Annotated in this window: 24 protein-coding genes; 20 read left to right on the top strand and 4 right to left on the bottom strand. The window is 48.8% G+C overall.

Features of this window, described 5'->3' with window-relative positions; translation table 11 throughout:
- The first annotated feature begins 32 nt into the window (after positions 1-32).
- From kdsA to OEU88_RS07380, 5 genes are read left to right on the top strand one after another with little or no spacing between them, the layout of a single operon-like run.
- Positions 33-875, top strand: a complete 843-nt coding sequence (kdsA, locus tag OEU88_RS07360) for a 3-deoxy-8-phosphooctulonate synthase (RefSeq protein ID WP_262694500.1) — start codon at positions 33-35, stop codon at positions 873-875.
- A gap of 13 nt (positions 876-888) precedes the next feature.
- On the top strand, positions 889-1404 hold the full coding sequence (locus OEU88_RS07365; protein ID WP_262694501.1) for a KdsC family phosphatase: 516 nt from the start codon (positions 889-891) through the stop codon (positions 1402-1404).
- Positions 1405-1410: 6 nt separating this feature from the next.
- Entirely contained in the window at positions 1411-2163 is a 753-nt protein-coding gene (gene kdsB / locus OEU88_RS07370) for a 3-deoxy-manno-octulosonate cytidylyltransferase (RefSeq protein WP_262694502.1), read from the top strand.
- On the top strand, positions 2160-4220 hold the full coding sequence (locus tag OEU88_RS07375) for a capsular polysaccharide biosynthesis protein (protein WP_262694503.1): 2061 nt from the start codon (positions 2160-2162) through the stop codon (positions 4218-4220). Before kdsB ends, OEU88_RS07375 begins: the two co-directional genes overlap by 4 nt.
- A 38-nt stretch (positions 4221-4258) precedes the next feature.
- Positions 4259-5347 (top strand): hypothetical protein, encoded by a 1089-nt coding sequence (locus OEU88_RS07380; RefSeq protein ID WP_262694504.1) that lies wholly within the window; start codon positions 4259-4261, stop codon positions 5345-5347.
- Between the two features lie 4 nt (positions 5348-5351).
- Here the strand turns inward: OEU88_RS07380 and OEU88_RS07385 are convergent, their stop codons facing one another.
- Positions 5352-5768 (bottom strand): adenylyltransferase/cytidyltransferase family protein, encoded by a 417-nt coding sequence (locus OEU88_RS07385; protein ID WP_262694505.1) that lies wholly within the window; start codon positions 5766-5768, stop codon positions 5352-5354.
- A gap of 177 nt (positions 5769-5945) precedes the next feature.
- On the opposite strand from OEU88_RS07385, the gene OEU88_RS07390 reads away from it, so the two are divergent.
- Positions 5946-7970 carry a LicD family protein gene (locus OEU88_RS07390; protein ID WP_262694506.1) on the top strand — a complete coding sequence of 675 codons (2025 nt, stop codon included), beginning with the start codon at positions 5946-5948 and terminating at the stop codon, positions 7968-7970.
- 449 nt (positions 7971-8419) lie between these two features.
- Here OEU88_RS07390 and OEU88_RS07395 read toward each other — a convergent pair whose 3' ends face one another.
- Entirely contained in the window at positions 8420-8845 is a 426-nt protein-coding gene (locus OEU88_RS07395; protein ID WP_262694507.1) for a hypothetical protein, read from the bottom strand.
- A gap of 349 nt (positions 8846-9194) precedes the next feature.
- On the opposite strand from OEU88_RS07395, the gene cysD reads away from it, so the two are divergent.
- The gene (cysD, locus tag OEU88_RS07400) at positions 9195-10100 is read left to right on the top strand and encodes a sulfate adenylyltransferase subunit CysD (protein ID WP_262694509.1); all 906 of its coding nucleotides are present in this window, start codon (positions 9195-9197) and stop codon (positions 10098-10100) included.
- Positions 10100-12004 (top strand): sulfate adenylyltransferase subunit CysN, encoded by a 1905-nt coding sequence (cysN, locus tag OEU88_RS07405; RefSeq protein WP_262694510.1) that lies wholly within the window; start codon positions 10100-10102, stop codon positions 12002-12004. Before cysD ends, cysN begins: the two co-directional genes overlap by 1 nt.
- A 53-nt stretch (positions 12005-12057) precedes the next feature.
- On the opposite strand, the gene OEU88_RS07410 is transcribed toward cysN, so the two are convergent.
- Positions 12058-13605, bottom strand: a complete 1548-nt coding sequence (locus OEU88_RS07410) for a class I SAM-dependent methyltransferase (protein ID WP_262694511.1) — start codon at positions 13603-13605, stop codon at positions 12058-12060.
- A 284-nt stretch (positions 13606-13889) separates the two neighbouring features.
- Here OEU88_RS07410 and OEU88_RS17730 point away from each other — a divergent pair, with 284 nt between their 5' ends.
- The 6 genes from OEU88_RS17730 (at position 13890) to OEU88_RS07435 (ending at position 17456) form a co-directional block, all read left to right on the top strand.
- Positions 13890-14165, top strand: a complete 276-nt coding sequence (locus tag OEU88_RS17730) for a DUF805 domain-containing protein (RefSeq protein WP_449543912.1) — start codon at positions 13890-13892, stop codon at positions 14163-14165.
- A gap of 3 nt (positions 14166-14168) precedes the next feature.
- Complete coding sequence (locus OEU88_RS07415; RefSeq protein ID WP_262694512.1) at positions 14169-14459, top strand: hypothetical protein; 291 nt, start codon at positions 14169-14171, stop codon at positions 14457-14459.
- Between the two features lie 157 nt (positions 14460-14616).
- Positions 14617-15198, top strand: coding sequence for a DUF805 domain-containing protein (locus OEU88_RS07420; RefSeq protein WP_262694513.1), 582 nt, complete (start codon positions 14617-14619; stop codon positions 15196-15198).
- Positions 15199-15360: 162 nt separating this feature from the next.
- Positions 15361-16002, top strand: a complete 642-nt coding sequence (locus OEU88_RS07425) for a peroxiredoxin-like family protein (RefSeq protein WP_262694514.1) — start codon at positions 15361-15363, stop codon at positions 16000-16002.
- Between the two features lie 117 nt (positions 16003-16119).
- The gene (locus OEU88_RS07430; protein ID WP_262694515.1) at positions 16120-16476 is read left to right on the top strand and encodes a DUF805 domain-containing protein; all 357 of its coding nucleotides are present in this window, start codon (positions 16120-16122) and stop codon (positions 16474-16476) included.
- A gap of 116 nt (positions 16477-16592) precedes the next feature.
- A complete protein-coding gene (locus tag OEU88_RS07435; protein ID WP_262694516.1) occupies positions 16593-17456 on the top strand; it encodes an N-acyl homoserine lactonase family protein in 864 nt (287 codons plus the stop codon).
- 6 nt (positions 17457-17462) lie between these two features.
- Here OEU88_RS07435 and OEU88_RS07440 read toward each other — a convergent pair whose 3' ends face one another.
- Positions 17463-18554: a serine hydrolase domain-containing protein gene (locus tag OEU88_RS07440; RefSeq protein ID WP_262694517.1), complete on the bottom strand. Its 1092-nt coding sequence runs from the start codon at positions 18552-18554 to the stop codon at positions 17463-17465.
- Between the two features lie 174 nt (positions 18555-18728).
- Here OEU88_RS07440 and OEU88_RS07445 point away from each other — a divergent pair, with 174 nt between their 5' ends.
- The 6 genes from OEU88_RS07445 (at position 18729) to OEU88_RS07470 (ending at position 24155) form a co-directional block, all read left to right on the top strand.
- Entirely contained in the window at positions 18729-19157 is a 429-nt protein-coding gene (locus OEU88_RS07445; protein WP_262694518.1) for a DUF805 domain-containing protein, read from the top strand.
- A 30-nt stretch (positions 19158-19187) separates the two neighbouring features.
- Positions 19188-19673, top strand: coding sequence for a YybH family protein (locus OEU88_RS07450; RefSeq protein ID WP_262694519.1), 486 nt, complete (start codon positions 19188-19190; stop codon positions 19671-19673).
- Between the two features lie 432 nt (positions 19674-20105).
- Entirely contained in the window at positions 20106-21215 is a 1110-nt protein-coding gene (locus tag OEU88_RS07455) for a sensor histidine kinase (protein WP_262694520.1), read from the top strand.
- Entirely contained in the window at positions 21212-21928 is a 717-nt protein-coding gene (locus tag OEU88_RS07460; RefSeq protein WP_262694521.1) for a LytR/AlgR family response regulator transcription factor, read from the top strand. The genes OEU88_RS07455 and OEU88_RS07460 overlap by 4 nt, the downstream gene beginning before the upstream one ends.
- Positions 21929-22049: 121 nt before the next feature.
- The gene (locus tag OEU88_RS07465) at positions 22050-22691 is read left to right on the top strand and encodes a hypothetical protein (RefSeq protein WP_262694522.1); all 642 of its coding nucleotides are present in this window, start codon (positions 22050-22052) and stop codon (positions 22689-22691) included.
- A 267-nt stretch (positions 22692-22958) separates the two neighbouring features.
- Positions 22959-24155 carry a capsular biosynthesis protein gene (locus OEU88_RS07470; RefSeq protein WP_262694523.1) on the top strand — a complete coding sequence of 399 codons (1197 nt, stop codon included), beginning with the start codon at positions 22959-22961 and terminating at the stop codon, positions 24153-24155.
- Positions 24156-24564 lie beyond the last annotated feature (409 nt).

Here is a 24564-nt window from a genome sequence, read left to right on the forward strand (position 1 = left end):
TATTTTGGGTAAGAGTATTTAAGGAACCGAGAATGGTGCGCAGCGTCACAATTGCTGAAAAGATAACTGTTGCGAACGATATGCCGTTTGTTCTGTTCGGTGGCATGAATGTGCTTGAAAGCAGGCAGTTGGCATTTGATGTGGCAGGAACTTTTAAGGAGATTACCGGTGCGCTGAATATACCGCTGGTTTTCAAGGCCAGTTTCGATAAGGCGAACCGTTCTTCCATCCATTCGTTTCGTGGTCCTGGCATGGAAGCAGGGCTTGAGTTACTTGCTGATATCAAGAAGGAACTGGATGTTCCAATCATCACTGATGTGCATGAGCCTGCGCAAGCCGCGCCTGTTGCCGAAGTTGCTGATGTTATCCAGTTGCCAGCGTTTTTAGCGCGCCAGACCGATCTGGTGTCGGCTATGGCTGCAACAGATGCGGTTGTTAATGTTAAAAAGCCTCAATTTTTAGCGCCTGCCGAGATGGCGCATATTCTCAAGAAGTTTGCTGAAAGTGGCAAGCGTGAGGTGATGCTGTGTGAGCGCGGTACCAGTTTTGGTTACAACAATCTGGTAGTTGATATGCTGGGCATGGATGTGATGAAGTCTATGGGGCCTGTTGTTTTCGATGCAACACATGCGCTGCAACAACCGGGTGGCAGACCAGACAGTGCAGGCGGCAGGCGTGCACAGGCGGTTGCACTTGCGCGTGCAGGCATGGCACTTGGTCTGGCTGGCTTGTTTATTGAGTCTCACCCTGACCCTGACGCGGCACTGTGTGATGGTCCGTGCGCTTTGCCGCTAAATGTACTGAAGCCTTATCTGGAGCAGCTTAAGGCCATTGATGAGACCGTGAAGCAGTTTTCGCCGCTGGATACAGAATGATTGGTGCAAACGAATGAGTGATCAGCACATAAAGTTACTAGCACTTGATGTAGATGGTGTCATGACCGATGGCACAATCCTGTACACCGCAAACGGCGAAGAGATGAAGGCCTTTAATGCACATGATGGGTTGGGGATAAAATATCTCCGCAAGTCAGGCGTTGAGGTTGCGGTGATTTCTGGCCGCAGAAGCGCGCCTCTTGAACGCCGCCTTGATGATCTGGGTGTGCGGCGGCGCAGGCTTAAATGTGCTGATAAAACTACAGCGCTTAAAGATATCTGTGATGACATGGGCATCACGCCAGCGGATTGTGCCTTTATGGGTGATGACTGGATCGACCTGGATGTCTTGCGAAACGCGGGTTACGCGATGGCGCCCAGTAACGCGGTGGCTGAAGTGCTTGCTGTTGCTGATTGGGTTAGCGTTAAAGCGGGCGGGGCAGGTGCGGTGCGCGAGGCATGTGAGCATGTTGCACAGCGTAACGGCGTGCGCTTGGTTGATCTGCTTAACCCCGAAGAATATGTGTAGGCGTAGATGAAGATAGCCATTCCTGCACGCTACGCCTCAACACGTTTTCCCGGCAAGCCCCTGTTTGAATTGGCAGGGAAGCCGATGATACAGCATGTTTGGCAGCAGGCTATCAAAGCCTTTGAATGCCCCGAAGATGTATATATCGCAACGGATGATGAGCGTATTGCTGAAGTGGTCGGCGGGTTTGGCGGGCAGGTTTGCTTTACTGCGGCATCGCATGAAAATGGTACGGAACGCTTGGCGGAGCTTGTGGATTTATTGTCACTGTCTGACGATGAAATCGTCATCAATGTACAGGGCGATGAGCCGCTTATCGACCCGTCATTAATCAGATTGGTTGGTGAGCAGTTGGCCAATACCGCCGATGCCCATCTTGCAACAGCCGCTGACACAATCACGGATCCGGTTGCACTGGATGATTACAATATTGTCAAAGTAGTGTGCGCCAAAGATGGTAGTGCGCATTATTTTTCCCGCGCATGCATCCCGCATAACCGTGACGGAATTCCTGAAGGCAGTCCCTATTTGCGGCATATCGGCATTTATGCATACCGGGCCGGTACATTAAGAGCGCTAACAAAACTTGAGCCTGCGCCCACCGAACAGCTTGAGAAGCTGGAGCAGTTGCGCGCCTTGTGGCACGGCATGAAAATCACTGTTGCGCATTATCACGGACCGTCAGCTATCGGTGTTGATACGCCTGCGGATGCCGCACGCGTCGATAAAATCCTGCGCGACGCAGCACAAACGACATGAGAGCGCTTACCACATCGCGTGGTATCGCCCGCGACAATGCCTTGCCGGTGCTGCTTGAGCGTAAAGTTTCGCATGGCCTGAATGCCCGCGAAGGTGATGTGGTTGTTGGCTGGGGCGAAAAAGAAAACACCGAAAAAGCGCGTGCGTACGCACAGAGAAAGCGCTTACCTTATTGGCGGCTTGAGGATGGCTTTATTGGCTATCTTAGCCATCCCGCACTTGATCCGCGCCGTTTGTCGCTGATTGTTGACACCAGCGGCATTTATTACGATGCGCACCAGTCAAGTGACCTTGAAAAACTGCTCAACCGCGATGATTGGATAACGCCGGACTTAACGGCGCGCGCTGAGCGAGCCATTGAGCGTATGCGGCGGTGGCGTATCTCCAAATATAACCAATCCCCATTTGAACTGCCTGAAGACCTGGATGCCAAACTTTCAGCCTACAAAGGACCGAAGGTTCTGGTTGTTGATCAAACCTTTGGCGATAAGTCTATCGATTGCGGCATGGCGAATGCGGGCATGTTTCAAGATATGCTGCATGCGGCGCTTGAAGATAATCCAACTGCATTGATTATCTTGAAAATTCATCCTGATGTTTTGGTTGGCACCAAGCGCGGCCATTATGATCTGGAAGAATGCCAGCGCATTGCGGGTGATCGTATCCTGTTTGTTGCGGAAGACTGCAATCCATATGCTTTGATGGAAAGGGTTGACCATGTGTATGTGGTTACCAGTCAGTTGGGCTTGGAAGGGCTTATTGCGGGCAAAAAAGTGAGCTGTTTCGGCGTGCCGTTTTACGCCGGTTGGGGCCTGACCCATGACCGGCAATTGTGTGATAACCGTGCCGCCAATCGAGCATTGCCGGAGTTGTTTGCTGCTGCTTTTATTTTATATTCCCGGTACCTTAATCCGTTCACAGGCGAGCGTGCCGAGCTTGAAGATATACTGGATATTCTGGTTGCTGAACGCCAAATGCTGCGCCCGCGAGCAAAGCGTGCAATAGCAGTTGGATTTTCGCTGTGGAAGCGCGGCTTTATTCCTGAATTTTTTGGTGTAGCTGTTGCTGAAACAAAATTTATCAAACCTGCATTGTTAGACGGTTTTACCTTCGATGAGGGTGATATGCTGGTGCTGTGGGGGCGTGGCCGCGATGCGGACATTTCCGGCGTGCCAGACCATGTGCCTGTTTGGCGGATGGAGGACGGGTTTGTAAGGTCTGTTGGTTTGGGGTCGGACCTGCGCAGGCCATCCTCTTTGGTGATGGATCATACCGGCATTTACTATGATGGTTCCTGTGCCAGTGATCTGGAAATTTTTCTGGAAACCCACGCCTTTGATGCAGCGGATACTGCGCGCGGTAAGCGCGTGCGTGAAAGCTTGCTTGCGACCCGCGTATCCAAATACAATGTGGGCGCACAAGCCGCGCTGGATTTCAAATCTGCTGCGGACGGTAAGCCTGTGTTGCTGGTGCCGGGGCAGGTTGAAGGTGACGCGAGCCTCGAATACGGATCTCCGGCATTCAAAACCAATGCAGCGCTGTTACAGGCTGTGCGAGCTGATAACCCTGACGCCTATATCGTGTTTAAACCGCATCCGGATGTAGTGAGCGGCAACAGGGACGGCCATGTGCCACCTGACGTGCTCACGGCTTGTGTTGACCGGGTTGTTGATGGTGCAGACATCATTGATTGCCTTGAGGCGTGCGATAGCGTTCACACCATGACCAGCTTAACGGGATTTGAAGCACTGCTGCGCGGTGTTGCTGTAGTGACATACGGATTGCCTTTTTATGCAGGTTGGGGGTTGACCACGGACAAGCAATCTTTCCCGCGGCGTTCAACTGCCTTAACACTGGACAGTCTTGTTTACGGCGTGCTGTGCGTGTATGCACGCTATGTGGCGTGGCCTGAAGGTAAAAACACCAGTGTTGAAGTGTTGATTGGTGCAATAAGCAAAGTGGGCAGGCCTTCTGGTATGGGGCCGCGCGGTCCGCTTGGGGCAATTGCCCGTTGGGGCCGTAAGGCCATGTATCTGGCTGAAGCCCTGAGGCGTTAAATGATGGTTATTGAAGTAATTGGTGAGAAGCGGCCTCTATGAAGCAATCAAGCGACGATATATATCAGCGCTTTTTTATGCATCTGCGGTACTGGACATGGGTGCATGTCTTATACCGTTACGATGAAACGCATTTGCTTATCATTGACGAACCAATGGCTGATTACCTGAACGGTGCACGCAAGGAAAAACTGCGCAGTCAAATCGCTTCACCTGATAATTATGCGGATGCAATCACACCTGAAATAAAGAAGGTGATGGTGCTGTGCGAACAAGGTGAACTTGCCATCATTCGTGCTATTCAGTCAGCACATCCTGATTTGCACGTTACCTCTGGCACATATGGCTATATGCGCTCAGGGCGGGACCGCTATCCGCGCCTTGTAAAATATGACCCTAAGCCCGCTTTACCGGCTGCGCAGCCAATTGTGTTTTTGTCCACGCCGTATGCTGATGCGGAGTTTGTTACATCTGTGATGGCTGAGAACGGTATGGCCTATGCGCACGAGTTTTTGGCGCGGCCCTACGCATCGTGGCTTCAGCTTCACCGGCACTTTCAGGTTAGCCGCTTCTACAGTGGTGTTGAGAAGAAGTATGCCAAAGGCGGCAAGCTGTCATACCTGTTGCAAACAGATGTGTTGGAAAGTGTATTTGAAAATACCGCTTTCAGTCAAAAACAGTTCCTGCGCTATCTCAAGCGTATGAATGCCAAGGTGGTATTGATTGAACGCCGTGATACCTTGACGCAAGCAACCATGATGCAATTGCTGGATAAAACAAGCGAACGTTCCGTATGGACAAAAAAACCATCCAAGAAGCTGCATACGCCGATAAAAGCTGGGGCCTGTCTGGAAAGCTTTGAGCAGATAAGCGAGATTAATCAGGGCGCGGCACTACTGAACGATGTTCGTGGCTGCGGTGTTGATACGGTTGATGTGTATCTGGAAGATTTTATCCATAACCAGCAAGCAGACATAGCGCGCATTGCCCAATGCACAGGTATTGAGTTGCCGAGCGATTTCAAAACTATTGAATACAAGGACGGCTACGGGGAAGCAGCAGGCTTGCACGTGGGCGCAGATAAAGTGCGGCGTGAACTTTTAGACAGGCTTGGCCTGCACGTATAGCTGTTTAGCTATGGCTTTCTGGGTCAGGGTTAATATCTGAAATGTCAGCAATAAGCTTTGATGTGGAAATGCCAACTGTGCGCGGCAGGTAAACCACCTCACACAAAGATTTAAACTCGTCAAAACGACCTTCCCAATCATCACCCATCACAAGAACATCAGCGCCGTATTTCTGTATATACTCGCCTTTTGCTTCCAGTGACTTCTCAACAAAAACCTCATCGACGCATTCAAGCGCAGATATAATCGCCATGCGATCTTCTGTGGTGTAAACCGGCGCACGGCCTTTTTTGCTCAGGTTTAAGTCACTGCAGGAAACACCAACAACTAACCGGTCACCAAGCGCAGCAGAGCGCTGTAAGATGCGAACATGGCCGATATGAAGCAGATCATAGGTGCCAAAGGTAATCACGGTTTTCATGGTGGTTATACTCTGATTAAGAAATTACACGGGTTAAGAATTTACACGGCGCGAACGGCGTGCAATATATCCGCCGGGTTTAATTTGTAAAGAAACACCTGTTGTTTATTGCCCGATCGTATTTGTTTAAATATTCAAGATATGGCGAGCCGTGCGCTCGAGTGTTCAAAAGCTAGTATGTCTGATAATTCAATTTCGTCGTTGTGCAGCTCTTTTAAAGAGCAAAGTCAAACTTTTGTTGCGTCCGCACGCCGGCCAATGCTGCAGCAGGCTTTCCCTGGCTATATTGTGTCGCCGGGAGACTGTTTTTACCCCGTTCGGATTGATGTCAGGTCTCCTTTCTCAACGTTTCATGTGCGTGCAGGCAAAAACAAACCGCTTTGGCTTTGTTTCTCACGTATTGTGTTTGCAGGGTACATTGAAGGTGAAAAGGGTATTACGGATGTATCCGAGCATGCGGTTTGCAGCGTCAGCTCTATGTACAGCAAGAAGCACACGGCGGAAAACCCGATAAAAGGCGCCTTCTATTTTAACAATACACATACACAAAAGGAGACTGATCCTTGGTGGAGGGCCGAGTTTCCTGACAATGTGCGCGTAAGTGCCGTTTATCTCTACCGCCGCGTTGGCTGGGAAATAATGAATGATGCGCATGTGCGCGTGACCGGTGCGGGCAAGGACGGGAAAGAGCAGGCGCTTTATTACCCTGAGGTAGACGAAAACAACAAACATCGTGATTTGGTCAAGACCCGTATGGGTGCCGCTGCAGATGCGCTTGCGGAAATGCGGGGCCGTGTTGCTGATGCTGATATGCAGGAATTTGACACCTGTGTCCGTGAAAGCCTTGAGAGCATTGGCGGCACCATTGAGACGATGCGCGCGCATGATAGCGCAACAGCAATGTCACGAGTTGCCCGCAAATATGCCCGCAAGGTTCTACCGAACATCGAGACGCCCGCTCTGCCATCAGTCGGCGATGACATGCGCCGCGACGTGGCAGAAAAACTGATACGCGCAACAGACCTTGCGCTGGGCGGTGCCAAAGACTTTGGCCTGACACCTGAAGACGGCCTTGAGATTGATATGCGCGGCGTGGAGGCAAAATTTATTCGTGTGCGGGCATACGGCGAATTGCCACCGGGCTTGTCGGGAGGCAGAATTTCTGCGCCTGACGGAACGCTGATTAAAGAACTGAAAAAGCCCGCACTGAACTTCAAATACAAACCGTCTGTGTTCACCGAGCCTGAAATATACAGCATGGGTCTCGTGACACAGGTCCGGTCGCGTGTCGTGACGCTGCCGGAGAGGCAATCGGTTGGCAAGTTTCTGGTCTGGAGCGTGAACCGCCAGCACGCGGGCAACGCATGTTTCCTTGAAATATGTGTGCGGAGCACCGAAGACGAGCCGTGGCGTATGGTTTATGACCGCGGTGCAGCATACAAAAACGCATACAGCGTTCTGCGATTGGTTGATTTGTTTGTTGCAGACAAATGGCCCGTTGCATATCCGCGTCTGATCGGGAAACTATACACACAATACCGTCGCCGCCGCATGGGTGTGCCAATGGCCAGAATGGTGCGCGACCGTGAAGACTTCAATCAGGCAACGTTTGATGGCTCCAACGAAATTGCAGGCAAGATCCGTCATGCCGCACCGCTGAAACTTGGCAAGCACGGTTTGCGTGTACCGATCATTGAGCGTGACCAGAAAATGGTCATGGCATTTCTTGAGCACTGCATGGAGAAGATCACAGAGGCTGGCTACAAGCCCATGCTGATGTACGGCACGCTTCTTGGTGCGATCCGCGAAAAAGATTTTATCCCACACGATGATGACATGGACGTGGCCGTGATCATTGAGGGTGCTGGACCGAAGGACTTGAACGCGGAGCGCGACAAGTGTATCGCAACGCTTAATGAAATCGGCCTGAAGTGTAATTTGGGTACACCGCATGCGCCGCTTATCCATGTGCATAAAGGCGCGCTCACGCTTGATATATTTATGCTGGGCCACAAGGGTGACACAGTATATTGGCCGCACACAAAGCTGGCTGTAGTGCCTGAACGCGCAGATATTTTCTTGCCTGCGAAAAAGCTGGAATTCAAAGGCAGTGTTTTTGACGCACCTGCTGATCCGGAGGCTGTATCCGAAGCGCGCTATGGCCCAGACTGGAAAACACCAATCCAAAGCTTTGAGTGGTAAAAAGAGCATGAAGCAAATCGAGTAGTGTTGTACTTTAATTTGACAGCTAAAGTTGAATTAGAAGTGTTGCAATTTTGATGTTGTTTATCGGATGTTGGTCTTGCATTGAACTATGTTTCAAAAAAAGAAGTGTAATGCTCTATCAGGGTGTTACATCGCGTTGGTAGTTCTTTAAGTATGTAATTCCAATCTTGCCTAATCTCATCATCGATCTTGACCAACGCAGCTTCATTCCAGTTTAATCGAACGTCATCGTCAATTGGTAAATTGTCTGTATCAGAGTCAATTTCTAGAAACCATAGAAGCGGTTGCTCATTTGCGGACTTGAATTGCCTGAAAAGTGAAACCAGATTCCGGATTCTAAAAATGGCGCGGCGTGTATTGTCTGTCTTTGAAAGGTCTTCAATCATTGTTTGGAGAGCGGCATCGTTAACGCTATTTGGTTTCCATCAACCATGTTTGCCCGCGAACTGTGTTTCATAGGTTTTAAACCTAATGTTGTGAGGGTAGACTTTTTGCCGACTTTCTTGAGCTGCTTTGTGGACGCACCCGTAAAACACATATTCAAGTTCTCCAGCAGAGTCTTCACTCATGAAGGTTGGTGCTGTGCCTTCTTCTATGGCTTTTTTGATTTTATCTTCGACTAGACCCCATTGTTTACTGAGGGATGCGGAAAAAGCTATATCTGGCCCTTGTATTTCAATATCGCTAACCTCAACCTCTTGAGGCCATGATTGTAGAACGTAGTCAAAAACTTTTTGTCCTAGTTCGCGCGTTACTGTGAATTCGTATTCGTTGAGATCCACATATTCTGACATTGGAGTGGTATCAGCTTCTTCCTTCGACTGCAGCTCTTCCTCTGAATAATTTGCCATTGCAGCAACCTTTGCTTTTTCTAGTTAGAAAGGTAAAGAGAGAGGATATCCCAGTCAAATTGGAAAATAAGCGCTAGTGGTTAATGTGATGCTCAACTCCGACATAATGATAACATCAAAAGTGCGTACATGTGTATGCTGTAATCCTTGAATCGAATATTTCTTCGTTTATAGATTCAATTTTATGATTTAAATTATTAACTGGAAAAATATTTCAACAAAGCATCACTATTGCTTGAAATAAGAAAAATTATTTCAATTATCATCTTCTATTGTGCTAATCGCACGCCATGTTAGGTTTCAGGCGTGATAAACATGCTGTTTGCCCCAATGAAGTTGGTATCGGTTAATGACAAAAACACTCACTCACTTAAAACGGCTTGAGGCCGAAAGTATCCAGATCATGCGCGAAGTCGCATCAGAGGCTGAAAAGCCGGTGATGCTATATTCGGTCGGTAAAGACAGCGCCGTGATGCTGCATTTGGCGATGAAAGCGTTCTACCCAAGCCCGCCACCATTTCCGATTATGCATGTGGATACCACATGGAAGTTCCGTGAGATGATCGCCTTTCGGGACAGACAAGCAAAAGACCTTGGGCTTGAGCTGATCGTTCACAAAAACGAGGAAGGTATCAAGCAAGGTGTTGGTCCGTTCACACATGGCTCGGCGTACCACACAGACGTGATGAAAACGCAGGCGCTGAAGCAGGCGCTGGACAAGCATGGTTTTGATGCCGCGTTTGGCGGTGCACGCCGCGACGAGGAAAAATCCCGCGCGAAGGAACGTATCTTCTCGTTCCGGTCAGCGCAGCATCGCTGGGATCCGAAGAGCCAGCGCCCTGAACTATGGAACCTGTATAACACGCGCAAAGCCGCTGGCGAGAGCATCCGCGTGTTCCCGATCTCGAACTGGACCGAACTTGATGTGTGGCAATATATCCACTTGGAAGATATTCCCATCCCATCGCTTTATCTGTCGAAAAAACGCCCAGTTGTGGAGCGCGACGGCCAGCTGTTTATGGTGGACGACGAGCGTATGCCGCTGGAGCCCGGCGAAGAGCCAGAAATGAAAATGGTGCGCTTCCGCACGCTTGGTTGCTACCCGCTAACGGGTGCGGTGGAAAGCGAGGCAACCAGCCTTACGGACGTTATTCAGGAAATGCTGCTGACCACCACATCAGAGCGCCAAGGCCGCGTCATTGACCATGACAGCGCCGCCTCCATGGAAAAGAAAAAGCAAGAGGGGTATTTCTAATGGCACATCAGTCAGACCTTATTGCAGAAAACATCGAAGGCTACCTGAAGGCACAGGAAGAAAAATCCATGCTGCGCTTCATCACGTGCGGCAGTGTTGATGACGGCAAGTCCACGCTTATTGGCCGCCTGCTGTATGACAGCAAAATGATCTTTGAAGATCAGCTCGGCGCGCTTGAGGCAGACAGCAAAAAAATGGGTACGCAGGGTCAGGAAATTGACTTCGCGCTGCTCGTAGACGGATTGGCCGCAGAGCGTGAGCAGGGCATCACCATTGACGTGGCGTACCGCTATTTCTCGACCGATAAGCGCAAGTTCATTGTTGCTGACACGCCGGGCCACGAGCAATACACACGCAACATGGCAACGGGCGCGTCCACAGCTGACCTCGCCATTTTGTTGATTGATGCACGCAAGGGTGTGCTGACCCAAACGCGCCGCCACAGCTTTATCGCAAGTTTGCTGGGCATTAAGCATGTGGTGCTTGCCGTGAACAAGATGGACCTTGTTGGTTATGATGAGGCTGTACTGAACAGCATTGAAGCTGAGTACCGCGAATTCGCGAAGGATTTCGGTTTTACCGACATCACCAGTATTCCGTTGTCTGCGCTGAAGGGTGACAATATCCTCACAAATAGTGACAGCACGCCGTGGTATACGGGTCCGTCGCTGATGCAACACTTGGAAAGTGTGCAGGTTGAAGATGCGGCGCAAAGCGGTAATTTCCGCATGAGCGTGCAGTGGGTGAACCGCCCGAACCTCGATTTTCGTGGTTTTTCCGGCACCATCGCCAGCGGCACGGTGCGCCCGGGTGACGCCATAAAGGTGCTGCCAAGCGCGCGTGAAAGCACAGTGAAATCTATCGTCACTTATGACGGCGAACTGGACATGGCGGTGGCCGGTGAGGCCGTAACAATCACGCTGAACGACGAGGTGGACATCTCGCGCGGTGATATCATTGCCGGCAAAGACCACCCACCAGAGGTGGCTGACCAGTTTGAAGCCAACATCATCTGGATGGCAGAAGACGCATTGCTGCCGGGCAGGCCTTACCTGATCAAAACAGGTAACCAGACCGTACCCGGGCAAATCACCGACCTGAAACACAAAGTGAACGTAAACACACTGGAACGCACAGCGGCCAAGTCATTGGCACTGAACGAGATCGGCGTGTGTAACATCAGCCTCGATAAACGCATCGCGTTTGAGGCTTACGGTGATGTGCCCGAGCTCGGTAGCTTCATCATCGTTGACCGGCTGACCAACAGCACGGTTGGTGTGGGCATGATCTCGTTTGCGCTACGCCGTGCATCGAACATTCACTGGCAAGCACTGGATGTGGACAAAACCGTTCGTGCCGAGATGAAAAACCAGCGCCCTGCGGTGCTGTGGTTCACGGGGCTTTCGGGGTCCGGTAAATCCACCATCGCGAACGTGGTGGAGCAGCGCCTGTTTGCACGCGGCCGCCACACTTACATTCTTGACGGTGACAATGTGCGCCACGGCCTGAACCAGGACCTTGGCTTCACGGACGCTGACCGCGTGGAAAACATCCGCCGTGTGGGTGAAGTTGCCAAGCTAATGGTAGACGCAGGCCTTGTGGTGATGACCAGCTTCATCTCCCCCTTCCGGGCAGAGCGCCGCATGGTGCATGACCTGATGGACGACGGCGAGTTCATTGAAGTGTATGTGGACACGCCCATCGAGGTGTGTGCCGCGCGCGACCCCAAGGGCTTGTACAAGAAAGCCAAAGCCGGAGAGATTAAAAACTTCACAGGCTATGACAGCCCGTACGAAGAGCCAGAGCGCGCCGACATTCACGTGAACACGGACAAACAAAACGTGGAAGAATGCGCGGACAAGATCATCGCGTATCTTGAAGAACACGGGTACCTGAACGCATAACATAAAGGCTCGATACATATATGTATCGAGCCTTTATGTTTAGGTGATATTGTTTAAATAGACATTTTTGGTTTTATATTTTTATCGAATTCTTCTTCTGAGTTTTTCAGAATTTCTATTGCTTCTTTTTCGTCAGTGACAACAACGCCTTTTTGTACGAGCGAGCGGCCTGTTTCATTGAGACGCCTTGCTACCCACGCTCTTTTGTCTTTAACGCCTTCACGGTTAGCTTGCCAAAAGAAGAATTGCAAAGCATTCAGGTTGAGGACACTATGCATGCCGGGCAAGACGCCAAAAGAACTATTCTTATCACTAGTAAAATTCTTTTTATTAGCTGATTCAATACGTTCAATTGCACTCTTCAGTCTTTCGGCCTCTGATGAGGCTGGCACTAAATGAATAAAACCAATAGCAATTAGAGTACTTATAAGAAGAGACAGTGGTGCCGTGACGTCGTTTTGATTAACGATGTCGGCTATTTCCTTCCCTGTAATTGGTCTTTCATTCATTGCATCGAAGATAGCTTGATATGGTTTCTCTGGCAGTGTTGCTAAACCAACAGGGATTTGTACTTTTAACTTACATTCGTTATGCGGGCGGCTTAGTCTAAATAGCAAAGGATACAGCTGTGTGTTAGTTTGTGCGTCTGTCATTGTTTGAATGCCTCGCACATAGATGTCTTTTCTAAATGTATTGTTTGTCCAAATGTCTTTTAAGAGTTCGATATCGGACTGAGACGATAGTCTTTGAGAAAAAGCTGCAGCTTCGGCAGGTAAGGCAAGTTCAGGCCGGTTGTTGATTAGTGTTGCTGAGCCTGCAAAGTTAAGTTTTGCTTCTGCCATTTGATTTGCCATTTCATCGTGAAAGAACAATTGCCATGCACTGTTGAAATATTCTTGTTTTACGTATGCAGGATCATAGCTGGGTACTTTCTTTATTTGCTCAACAGCACTTGGATTTGCCGCGAAATACTTTGCACCAGCTTCAGCCATTTGTAATGACAACCCTAAGCTATCAGTTAGTTGATTTCCCCATTCTGTTTCAGATGTTGTACGTTCTGCTGCCATTAATAATTTGCGCATAGGATGCATTGCTGAAAAACCTACTGCACAATTGTAACTATTGTAAACAATGCCGCCTGGTTTGAGTTTTCTACGTATGAAAGCAACGATACAATCTTGCATACTCTTGCTGATCCAGCTCCAGATGCCATGTAAAACAATGATGTCACAGTCGGGAATGTCATATTTATCGAGATCTGCGAATGAATCTTCAGAAAAATGAACATTCTCGTTACCAATGTCTTTGGCGTATTCGCGAGCATTGCGTACTTGGTTGGCATTGTAGTCAACGCCGAAGTATTGGCCGTTTGGATCTCTGGCAGCCATCAAATTAAGTGTCATACCTTGACCGCAACCTAACTCGCAATACACGAGGCTTCGCTTGTTTTCGCTATTGGCAACAATCTCTGCTGCGGGTTTAATGCCTTGCAGTGCAAGTGTCAGTAAAAGCGTATCGGGATTAAGTTCAGGGTAAACACCTGACGGGTATTCACTTTCTGCTCGGTATCCTTCTGTCCATGCCGCTTGTTGATTGGTCATTCATCATCTCCGATTTTTGCATTCATCTACTGAACCATAGAGGCCTGGGTCAATCACTATTTTTGTTTATTAATGTTATTGTGACTTATCTGTGTAGTAGGAAGAATCGATTATAAAGGTATTCGACAAGCGGCCTTTTTGTTTATTTGACGTGATCAGAGTGCCGTGTTTAATGTTCTCTCTATCAGCCTATCGGTGGGAAGTATGGGTTTTATCGCTGCCGTTAAATCTGGATTTATACGATTTTTAGGCTTTAACTCTCGGTCAAGTCGACCCGAGTTCTGGTGGTTCCAGTTTTCTATCATTCTGGTCGAAGTTATTTTCGTTCCACTGAGTATCTATTTGTCTCCCCATTTTGGATGGATAGCTATTGGCTATTGTCAGCTCTGCCTAATATATCACTTTATGCTCGACGCATGCAGGACTTTAGGGTTAGCAGATTTTGGGTCACCCTTTTAATTATTTTTAACGTGTTTGTGCCGAAAATTGGCTTTACCTTGACAGTGTTTGCCAGCATTATTATTGGCCTTGTACCGGAAATGCGTGGCCCCAACAGATAAGGTATGCAACCAGTTTGGGTTGCTAAAGAAAAGCCGGGAAAGCCGAGCATCACTGTAGGTGATTTTTATGCAATTGACGCGAACGCAGCGGGGTTACTTGCTCAGCAGGAAAAAATTATTGAGTTTCACAATGCTTATGAAGCAGCAGATGATCAGATATTTTGGCAAATACTACTAGATGTAGGCATCGACAAGGCAGAAGTTTATGTCTTTATCCATGGCATGACAGATGATGACCATATCCCGTATTCGATCATCGATGCAAGTAATGCCGGCATTGATAATAAGACTTAACCGACAATTCCACTATGTTGATGTGGTGCTTAGCTGAAGTGTAATGAAACACTTGAAGTTTCTTTCGAAAAAGGCTGGGATATTCCCAGCCTTTTTGTTTATTTGACATGATCGAAATGCTGAGCCTAGTGTATCCCATTAACTTGTCGGAGGGGTCATGGGGTTTTTAGAGGCTGTTAAATCTGGGTTTGTACGGGTTTTAGATTTTAACTCTCGATCAAGTCGATCCGAGTTCTGGTGGTTCCAGTTATTTATTTTGTTGTTGATGTTTCTGCTGCTCTGGATGGATGTCCCCTATGTTTTAATGGATATGATGCTGGTTATGCTATTGCCATTAACATTGGCATTGGAGGTTCGGCGCCTTCACGATATTGACCGTAGCGGGTGGTGGTGTTTGCTTGCTTTTGTACCATTTGGTCCCTTTGTTTTATTATACTGGGCTGTAACGCGAGGTACGTACGGTAAAAATCAATTTGGCACAGATCCGCTTAACCCTGATCTTGATTTTGTAGTGCCAGAAACAGAATTTCAGGCGTTTGATGAAGCCATAACTACTGCTTTGATCAAGCAAGATTTGGTTAAAAGTTTTGTTGATGCATACGAAAAAACTGACGCCGCAACATGTGAGGCTATTTTAGGAACTTTGAACCTCTCGGATGCCAACATAGAGCGCTATATAGGTTTCATCAGAGATGAAGGTTGCGTGCCTCGTGTGATTGTGGATGCGCGCAAAGCTTGATATCTGCCTTAGATCTCTGTTTAGCCAAAAATTCCTTTTGTGAAGGTTTAGTCTCCCGCTTGATGATCGCACATCGCTCACTCAAACGTGAATTTTAACTTTGGCAAAGCATCCTATCTAATGCGTTGAAACTTTTTGTTTAATGTATTGGAGACCCTGCTCATGACCCTCACTGAAACTCTTGCCGAAGCCGTCGCTGGTTCTGCTGCTCGCATCCCTGCCGAGGTGCGCGAAGTGATGCTGGACGCCAACAAGGAAATTATCGCAACAGGCATTGAAGGCACAGCCATTAAAACCGGTGATAAAGCCCCTGACTTCAGCCTGAAAAACACACGCGGTGAAACCGTGACTTTGTCTGAACGCCTCAAGGAAGGCCCGGTTGTTATCATCTTTTACCGTGGTGGGTGGTGCCCGTATTGTAACATGGAGCTGTACGCCTACGAGCAGGAACTTGAAGCGATCAAAGGCTTGGGTGCAAGCCTGATTGCCATCACACCCGAAAGTCCGGACAACAGCCTGACAACGGCTGAGAAAAACGAACTGTCGTATGATGTGCTAAGCGACACAGGCTTTGCAGCGTCTGACGCCTTTGGTCTGACGTTCAGCTTCCCGCCAGCCTTACAGAAAATCTATGAAGGGTTTGGCCTGAACGTGCCTGAAACCAACGCAGACGATGCGTGGCGCTTGCCGATTCCAGCGGCGTATGTGATTGGTCAGGACGGTACGGTTATCCGCCATCATGTTGATGTGAATTATACCGAGCGCCTCGACCCGCTGGATGCGATTGCCGCGTTGAAAGCATAAGGTCAGCAACCATAACAAAAGCCCTTCTGTCTAGCGGCGGAGGGGCTTTTTGCTTGTTTGACATAATCCTTGTCTCACGGTTAGGCTTTGCTCTTAACGTCCAATGGGGGAAGTGGCGTGGATTTTGGAACTGCGGTTAAAACTGGTTTTCGCCGGTATTTAGATTTTGAAGGTCGGTCTATCCGGTCAGAATACTGGTGGTGGATGCTGTTTGTTTTTCTGGTAAATATTGCGCTTAATATATTTAACGGAAGCATCGGTGGTACTTTGCTTTCTAGTCTTTTCTCTCTGATTGTACTTATTCCGGACATTTCGGTTAGTGTGCGCCGATTGCATGACATCGGCAAGTCAGGCTGGTGGATTTTACTGTGGTTGGTTCCACTTATTGGTTGGGTTGTGATAGTTTATTGGGCTGTGCAGGAAGGTGATGTTGGTGACAATGAATATGGCCCTGATCCGCTTGTGGCACATTAGGCTGAGCTAATCACAAAGGTAAAGGCTGTGTTTGTTAAGTAACAGACGCGGTCTTTCTTTATGTTGGTGCACAGTTTTGCGTCCAATAGCACTGGAATATGCCAGGCAGCCTGTATATGACCGCATCTATGATAAAAATAAGAAACGTATTTGCTGCATCCCTTGCAGTCATTTTCGGTTCGGTAATTGCGCAAACGCAAGCAGAACCTTCACCAGACATTAAACTTTACACGCTGGATTGCGGCGCAATCGATATGCTCGATATGGCAGGCTTCGCTGATGATGGCAGCCTGAACGGTCAGCAAATTACGCTGGCTGATCCGTGTTATCTTATCCGTCACCCCGAAGGGGACTTCCTGTGGGACACCGGGCTGGAGCAGTCGCTGGCAGACGTGGAAGGCGGCATTACGTACCAAGTGCACGCAACCGCCATGCAATCCAAACTGACAGACCAGCTTGCCACACTTGGGCTTGCACCAACTGACATTGACTATATGGCCTTCTCGCATTGGCACCCTGACCATTCTGGCAACGCGGCTTTGTTTGCAGACAGCACCTTCATTGCTCATGAAGCAGAGCATGCCTTCATCTTTTCGGATGCTGTACGCAGTGACGCAGAAACTTTCGCGCTGTTCGCCCCGCTTGAGAACGCCAAAACCACATTGTTTTCGGGCACACATGATGTGTTCGGTGATGGCACAGCCGTTATTCATTCTGCGCCTGGCCATACGGTGGGGCACAGCGTGCTTGAGTTGAACTTGCCGCAGGCAGGCACGCTGCTGTTCACTGGGGATTTGTACGTTTACGGCGCGGGCCGTGCGGCGCGTTCGGTGCCTACATTCGCCGCAAGCAAAACTGACTTGTTACGTTCTATGGACCAGTTTGAGGCACTGGCGAAAGCCAAAGGTGCGCGCGTGGTTATCCAGCATGATCTTGATGATTTTAAAAGCCTGCCACGCTTCCCGGCATATTTGAAGTAGACGTTACTACTCCAGCAGCTCCCTGATCTTGGCGGCAACTGGTCGTGTGGCGCCGCCGTAGTTCGCAAGCGCAACTGCGACATAGCCTTTGTCGAGGTATATATCCATGAAGGCACTGATGCCGACGAAGCCACCTGTGTGGCCCACAATGCGGTTGTGTTCTGTGCCAGCAACCTTAAAGCCAAAACCATAGGGTTCGCTGTGGAAGGCGGGTTTTGGTGTGTACAGCATCTGGGTGTTTAACTGGTTCAGGAACTGAAAACTGGTGAGCGCACGTGCAAACCTATGCAGGTCTTCCACGGTTGAATAACAGCCACCTGCAGGGCCACCTTTCACGGGCTTGATGATAATATTGGTGCGCCATCCGCTTTTGTTTTCAGGGGCAGGTGTGTAACCGATGGCTAAGTTGGGCACAGGTTCGTCCATTTCAAAACAGCCGGTGTTTGCCATGCCTGCAGGTTGGATGATGTGAGCTTCGATATAATCAAAGTAACTGCTGCCGGTTACGGCTTCGATAACTGCACCCAGGAGAAACATGCCGTTGTTGCTGTAACGATAGCTGGTGCCAGGGGGGAACTCGGGCGTGTCGTTCACTACAAGCGGTTTAAAGTCCGCAAGCGTGCGAAAGTTGTTTTTGGACGATGCAAAGAAAGCATCGGTGAAATAACTGCCAAGGCCTGATGCGTGCGTCAGTAAATGCTGGATCTGGATTTGACCTCTGGCATTGTGAGCCAGCCATGTTTCATCCAGAAACTGATCAAGCGTGTCTGTCAGTTTGATCTGGCCACTTTCAACCAGTTGCATAACCGAAAAGGCCGTGAAGGTTTTGTTGAGAGAGCCCAGGCCAAACTTTGTTTGCAGGTTATTTGGTACACCGAAGCGTTTGCTCGCAAGGCCGCGCGCAGTGCTGTAAATCACCTCATCACCTTTTGCCAACAGCACAGTGCCGGAGAAGGCGTCGCGTTCTGTTTCCTGCGTGATGAAGGCATCAAGTTCGCGCACAACATCTGTATCGTCCGCGTATGAGGGCGTATAAGTTAAGCAAATAACCACACATGCGCGCATCATATGACTGGCAGCATTCACGCAAGTAAACATATCTATCCCCTTAGTGTTATGTTGTAACAATAAGGGCAATTTGTATATTTGTAAAATGATAAGAGATAACCGTGGCAGTTGTGCGTATTTTGTTGCTGCCCTCGCATGTGATTTGGGGTTTGCCATGTTTCGCGGTACACTCTGTTTTCCCATACACGTTTAGTGGAGGCGAAAATGAACTTTATTGACGCGATCAAGTCTGCGTTTCGTAACTATTTGAATTTTTCCGGCCGTGCATCCCGCCTTGAATTTTGGGCGTTCATCATCTTTGCGTTGGTGGCTGGCAATATCATCACAGTGCTGGAAGGTGTTATCTTCCACGCGGGTGACCTGCCAGAGGCAGGGCCGTTGTTTGCGGTTGGTATATCAATATTCCTTGGGCCGATTGCCAGTGTGTTTGCAGCCCTGATGATCATCCCCTGGGTGTCAGTGAGTACGCGCCGCCTGCATGATATTGGCCGGTCCGGTTTCTGGATATATTTTGGTTTTATCCCGCCTATTGGCTGGCTGTTCATGCTGATCTGGCTAGTGCGCGAAGGCGACGCAGGCGACAATGTATATGGCCCTGCGCCTGAGGCAGATACGCCTACAGTTGCCGCTTAAATGTTCACTACTGTCGCGAAAGGACAGCATATGAGAGACCATTATTTGGCGGCCTTACGGTCGCTGTTAGCAGCTTGTGCGGTACTGTGTTTGATGGCCTGTACTGAGGCTGCGCCCGACTTGGCGGCACAAAAACAGGACGCCATGGACGCCTTCAACGCCTATGTCACAAACCTTAATGCTGGTGACTATGAAGCTGCCGCTGAAATTTACGATGATGGTCCTGATTTTCACTGGATCGAGCGTGGCGGCGTGCAATATGCCTCTGGCGCGGAAGCGGCAGCATCGCTGCGTAGCTTCAGTGGCCAAACGGGTACAGCCAGCATGACTGTGGATGAAATGATGGCGGCCACCCTTTCAGACGGTGCTGTGCTGATCACCGCGCATTTCACTTTTGCTATGGCTAACCCTGATGGCACGCCGCAATTCTCATTTGACGGTTGGATGACAGCTGCGATGACGCGGCGCGTAAACGGTTGGCGCATAGCTTCTGGTCAGGTTGGGCCGGGTTCGTAATCCATTGACGCCAGCTTTTAACTGACGAAGTAACCGAGGCAGCGGCAATGATAATTGCCACCACCTCGAACGACCAACTTTGGATACTTGGTTTATGTAATGTTTTACACTGCCTCGACAGATGCTTCCTTAAGACCTGCAAGGTGGTGCTTATCAAAATCATATAATCACAGGCTGGACATCGTGCCTATCATGTCTAAATTTTTTGTTAACGCGGGTGCGTGGCTTTAGCATGTGCTTATGCACCAACCTATAATGCCGCGTGCTATATGTGGTTGGTGTTTTGTCATGGCTGGCATGACATTTGTCCCTCAACAGCGCTTTTAATTTGGTGGCTGTTCGGCAGGTGGTTATTGAACACCTTCGTTTCGAGGTTAATATGTTATATTCCGCACCGCCAATATGGTGTGTAAAGTGTAATTGCGAGAGAATATGCAACGGTTGAATGTGACAAAGCGCGCGCGCAAACTGGCTATGCTGGCTGCAGGTGGGTTTGTGTTGTGGATCACGCTCACACTGATCTTTTCAGTTTCAAGCTACATTGATGCGATCCGGCTGGATCAATATATGCCTTACCAGAAACACTTTGTTGATACTGGGTATGGGTTTGGTGTTTGGGCATTCATTGGGCCTGTTCTGTTTGCCTTTGCCAGCAGTGCACGCTTTGTGGAGGCACGTGGGTGGTGGAAGCTGTTATATTTTATCCTTGCCGCGGTTTTTGCCCTTGCAGTCATGTTAATATATGTGTCTTTTTTCGCCGCTCCTCATTGGGGTTACGAACCATTGGATTTCTTTAAGGTTCAGCGCGTAGTAGAGTGGCTGGGCGATATGTTCCTGTTTATTATTGTATTGTTGCTGGGGTATGTTTTTGCCGTCGTGCAGCGGGCGCAGCAATCGGCGCTCACAGCGGCACATCTGCAATCAAGCCTGGCGCAGGAGCAAGCCAAAAAAAACGCATTTGAAGCAACATATTTGCGGGGCAGGCTTGGCAGCCACTTTGTTATGAACGCGCTTAGTAATGTGCTGGGGCTTGTTCGCCTTGGTGATACCGCGCGCGCCGAAGATGCCACTATTTTGCTGAGTGACATACTGCGGGGTATGACTTCAGACGACACAGGCAACCTTGTACCCTTATCAACCGAAGTGACATTGGCAGAAAAATATCTGGCATTTCAGCGCATACGCTACCCATCCCTAACCAGCAGTTTTGATGTTGAGCCAAGTGCATTGAATGCACAGGTGCCAAGTCAGCTTTTACAGCCCTTACTTGAAAATGTATTTAAACATGCAAGCTTGCCTAAAATTGCCACTTTGGTGATTACGGCTCGTCTCAAAAAAGACCGTATGGTGATAACCGTTGCCAATAATAGTATAGCCAAAGCGGCAGACACCTTAAGCAAAGGCGAAGGCATGACGTTAACCACGTTAAGGTTGAGGTCATTAATTGAGGAGCCGGTAACGATAGACCGTTCATACATTGATGGCTGGTATGCTGTTACACTGAATTTACCATTTATCCAGAACGGTGAGGAGCCTCTGTGATTAAGGCGGTAGTTCTTGATGATGAAGCGATTATTGCGGCAGATGTGGCGCATCAATTGAATGCACGTAGTGGTTGGTGCGCAGAAGCTACAACAACTTTCGAGGAAGCGCTTGCGCTGTTAAAAGGTGGCTCCGTACAGGTACTATTTCTTGATATCGAGATGCCGGGCTTTAACGGTGTTGAACTTGCGCACAACTTGAAACGTGATTTTCCCTATACCGATGTAATTTTTGTGACTGCTTATCCTGAATATGCAGTGGGTGCTTTTCGTGTTTCAGCAGTAGATTATATCCTGAAGCCGGTTGCGCGAAGCGTTTTGGCAGAAGCATGCGCGCGCGTGGAGCAGCGACATAAAGAGGCCGCCGAAACAGCAATAACCGACGAGCAGAAGTTTGTTGTTCGCTCGTTTGGGCGTGTCGATATTGTACCCGCATCTGATGTGACTTTCGTGCGTGCAGAGCGCAATTATGTGGCGCTTGTTTGCGAAGAACGCGAATATCTTTACCGCGCTACAATTGTTGATATTGAGCAAGCCTTGTCATCAAAGGGTTTCATGCGCTGCCACCGGTCGTTTCTTGTAAGGCATGATTTGATAAAATCCATGGTGCGCGCAAACGGTGTTCTCACTAAATTACAGCTGGTGACAGGGCACAGCGTGCCTGTTGGGGCAGCATACCGCAATGCTGTGAAAGATTTATACACCGCCAGTTAGGCTATAATCCTGACTTTATCCCTGTTGCTTTGTTTTTCGTCACATAGGCGCGTCCTGGCCGTTGTTGTCATCAATATTTCGTTTGACTTTGCGTTGTTGGTTAACGGAGGGAGACAGCGATATGAAGGCAATCAAAACAACAATAAAGGCTGCAGCATTTGCGGGAGCAGCGTGTGCTTTGGCAACTACAGGCTATGCGGTGGATGAGGAATACGATGGATGTAAGGGCCAGTTCACATTTGTGGACAGCGATGCAACATACGAAGATTTTGATTTCTGGCTTGGTGATTGGCAGGTTGTTGCAACTGAAAGCGGCGAGTTGCGCAGTGTAGATGACGTCAAAATGACGCTGGATGGCTGTGTTATTGAACAGCACTGGACCCAGATGGATGACCTGTTTAGTGCGCAAGGCTCACCGAACAGGTTGCGCGGCACAAGTCTTACAGGCATCGACGCCACAGGCAAATGGCGACAAGTTTGGACCGATACATCCGGCAGCAATTTTGTATTAACAGGCGGCTTGGATGAAGACGGCGTGATGGTGCTAACTTCAGAGTGGATCACGGCGAAAGATCAGGCAGGTAACCCTGTTGATTTTCGTAATATCTGGCATTGGAAACCTATGCCTGATGGCACCATTCATAACTGGGGTTTTCTCCAGCGCGATTCTGAAGACGGTAAGAAGACCAAATATTTTGACATTACGTATCATCGATCAGTCAAAGGCGGTTCTTCGTTTGTTTTGAAGAAGCCTGAAGAATAAAGATTACATCGCTTTTTTGATGCATTGGTTTCTGGCCGCATTTTGGCGTTATCTTTCAGGTGGTTCTGGATGATGCCGGGCGCGCGCTAACGAGAGGGTCAGCACTTTGCTGGCCCTCATTTTATGCTTACCTTAAAGTTTGTGGGCAAGATTTAAGGTGCTGAATGATGCGCATATTTACTGCTTGTACAATTTAGGGGGCTTGTTAGCATCGCTCGTATTCTGCATAACCCAAGGCTGTGATGTGAAGTTGGGGCTGATACTGCTGTGAATATCGTACTGTTACAGGGACCACTGGGGCCTTTTTTTGCTGACCTGGCTGATGCATTGGCACAGCAAGGTATGGTGGTGCACCGCATATGCTTCAATAAAGGTGATTGGCACTATGCCAAAGCGGACCATGTCGTAAACTATACCGAAGGTGCAGATACGTGGCCTGAGTGGTTCACCGCGTATGCCGCTAAACATGATGTGCAGGCCGTTGTGTGTTACGGCGACAGCAGGCATTACCACCGACTAGCACGCGGCGTATGTGACGCAGAAAACATAAAGTTTTTTGCCTGCGAGGAAGGGTATGTAAGGCCCGGGTTTGTGACGTTTGAGGAAGCTGGCAACAACGCCAACAGCCTGTTTCCTGCCAAGTTCCGCGCCGGCACTTTATCTGGACAAAAGAAGCCTTCGCCTGCAAAAATCCAACAAATATTCAAGCATCAATTTTGGTTCGCGACGATTTATTATATCGTCAAGGACTGGAAGCTGCATGGTTTCCGGCATTATAAGCATCACCGAAGCGGCAACTGGGCCAGTGAGATGATGGCCTGGCTGCGTGCTGGTTTTCGTAAGCAGTTTATTACGCGTTTTGCTGAAAAGGGACTAACTGATCGTTTGGTTCAACGGCATGCGGGTAACCTGTTTGTTGTGCCGTTGCAGGTGGCTGTTGATACCCAGATGATTTACCATTCGCGCTTTGATAGTGTTGAAGACTTTATCACGGAAGTAATGAGATCTTTCGCGGCGCACGCTCCGGCTGACGCGCATTTGGTGATCAAGCACCATCCAATGGATCGGGGGTTTAATCATTATGGGCGCGTCATTACAAAACTATCTACAGCATTAAATTGTGAAAGTCGGGTGACATATGCTTTTGATGTGGATCTCGGTGTGCTCTTGGAGAATGCCGCTGGGTGTGTAACGGTGAATTCAACGGTTGCCTCTCAGGCCTTGGAAGCTGGTGTGCCGACAGTTACACTTGGTAAAAGCATGCTGCAAGCAGCAGGGCTAACCGCGGTATGCGCACTTGATGTCTTTTGGCGGAAGGTGCCTTCTGTCAATGTGTTGCAAATTCAGCAATTTAAAAATGCTTTGATTACACACACACAAACAACGGGCTCGTTTTATTGTGACAGAGATATTGCAGCCCATGAAATCGCTATTAAAATCGTGAAGATATTAAGGAAAAAATGATATTTTCCAAATAGTTATATATTTCTCCAGAATTGCCAAAATTTGCCCACATCACGAACACATTTTTATTTCAAAACAATTACAGTTGATATTAAAAATCGCATTTTTAGTCTGTGTGGAGTTGACGATATGGTTCGCGTAGATTAGGGATAACGCGAATTTACCATTAGCTTCAGTGGTTAAGCTATGGTTCAGGTTTGATATTTGATAAGGGAGTTCTCGCCAAGCCGCTTTAGTTCAAATGCTATTGGTTTGTTGAGTATGGCTAGCGCCTGTGATAGCGTGCCGCAAATTTGCGCCGTCAGGTGGTGCCAAGGGGAGCCAGTTTAAAACTGTATTGAGTAAAGTTGTTCACGAACAACCTCTTAGATTGGCGATTGGGTAAACAAAAAGAAGAATCTATTGGGGA

It is taken from the genome of Kordiimonas aquimaris, from assembly GCF_025574485.1.
In the GTDB taxonomy this organism is placed as follows: Bacteria; Pseudomonadota; Alphaproteobacteria; order Sphingomonadales; family Kordiimonadaceae; genus Kordiimonas; species Kordiimonas aquimaris.

Excerpts from the sequence above, each read along its gene's own strand:
- OEU88_RS07450 (WP_262694519.1), top strand. The coding sequence starts at position 19,188 with ATGAGAGACCATTATTTGGCGGCCTTACGGTCGCTGTTAGCAGCTTGT.
- kdsA (WP_262694500.1), top strand. The coding sequence starts at position 33 with ATGGTGCGCAGCGTCACAATTGCTGAAAAGATAACTGTTGCGAACGAT.
- kdsB (WP_262694502.1), top strand. The coding sequence starts at position 1,411 with ATGAAGATAGCCATTCCTGCACGCTACGCCTCAACACGTTTTCCCGGC.
- OEU88_RS07440 (WP_262694517.1), bottom strand. The coding sequence starts at position 18,554 with ATGTTTACTTGCGTGAATGCTGCCAGTCATATGATGCGCGCATGTGTG.
- OEU88_RS07465 (WP_262694522.1), top strand. The coding sequence starts at position 22,050 with ATGAAGGCAATCAAAACAACAATAAAGGCTGCAGCATTTGCGGGAGCA.
- OEU88_RS07375 (WP_262694503.1), top strand. The coding sequence starts at position 2,160 with ATGAGAGCGCTTACCACATCGCGTGGTATCGCCCGCGACAATGCCTTG.
- OEU88_RS07420 (WP_262694513.1), top strand. The coding sequence starts at position 14,617 with ATGGGGTTTTTAGAGGCTGTTAAATCTGGGTTTGTACGGGTTTTAGAT.
- OEU88_RS07385 (WP_262694505.1), bottom strand. The coding sequence starts at position 5,768 with ATGAAAACCGTGATTACCTTTGGCACCTATGATCTGCTTCATATCGGC.
- OEU88_RS07395 (WP_262694507.1), bottom strand. The coding sequence starts at position 8,845 with ATGGCAAATTATTCAGAGGAAGAGCTGCAGTCGAAGGAAGAAGCTGAT.
- OEU88_RS07390 (WP_262694506.1), top strand. The coding sequence starts at position 5,946 with ATGTCTGATAATTCAATTTCGTCGTTGTGCAGCTCTTTTAAAGAGCAA.
- OEU88_RS07410 (WP_262694511.1), bottom strand. The coding sequence starts at position 13,605 with ATGACCAATCAACAAGCGGCATGGACAGAAGGATACCGAGCAGAAAGT.
- OEU88_RS07380 (WP_262694504.1), top strand. The coding sequence starts at position 4,259 with ATGAAGCAATCAAGCGACGATATATATCAGCGCTTTTTTATGCATCTG.
- OEU88_RS07435 (WP_262694516.1), top strand. The coding sequence starts at position 16,593 with ATGACCGCATCTATGATAAAAATAAGAAACGTATTTGCTGCATCCCTT.
- cysD (WP_262694509.1), top strand. The coding sequence starts at position 9,195 with ATGACAAAAACACTCACTCACTTAAAACGGCTTGAGGCCGAAAGTATC.
- OEU88_RS07455 (WP_262694520.1), top strand. The coding sequence starts at position 20,106 with ATGCAACGGTTGAATGTGACAAAGCGCGCGCGCAAACTGGCTATGCTG.
- OEU88_RS07415 (WP_262694512.1), top strand. The coding sequence starts at position 14,169 with ATGCAACCAGTTTGGGTTGCTAAAGAAAAGCCGGGAAAGCCGAGCATC.
- OEU88_RS07365 (WP_262694501.1), top strand. The coding sequence starts at position 889 with ATGAGTGATCAGCACATAAAGTTACTAGCACTTGATGTAGATGGTGTC.
- cysN (WP_262694510.1), top strand. The coding sequence starts at position 10,100 with ATGGCACATCAGTCAGACCTTATTGCAGAAAACATCGAAGGCTACCTG.
- OEU88_RS07445 (WP_262694518.1), top strand. The coding sequence starts at position 18,729 with ATGAACTTTATTGACGCGATCAAGTCTGCGTTTCGTAACTATTTGAAT.
- OEU88_RS07425 (WP_262694514.1), top strand. The coding sequence starts at position 15,361 with ATGACCCTCACTGAAACTCTTGCCGAAGCCGTCGCTGGTTCTGCTGCT.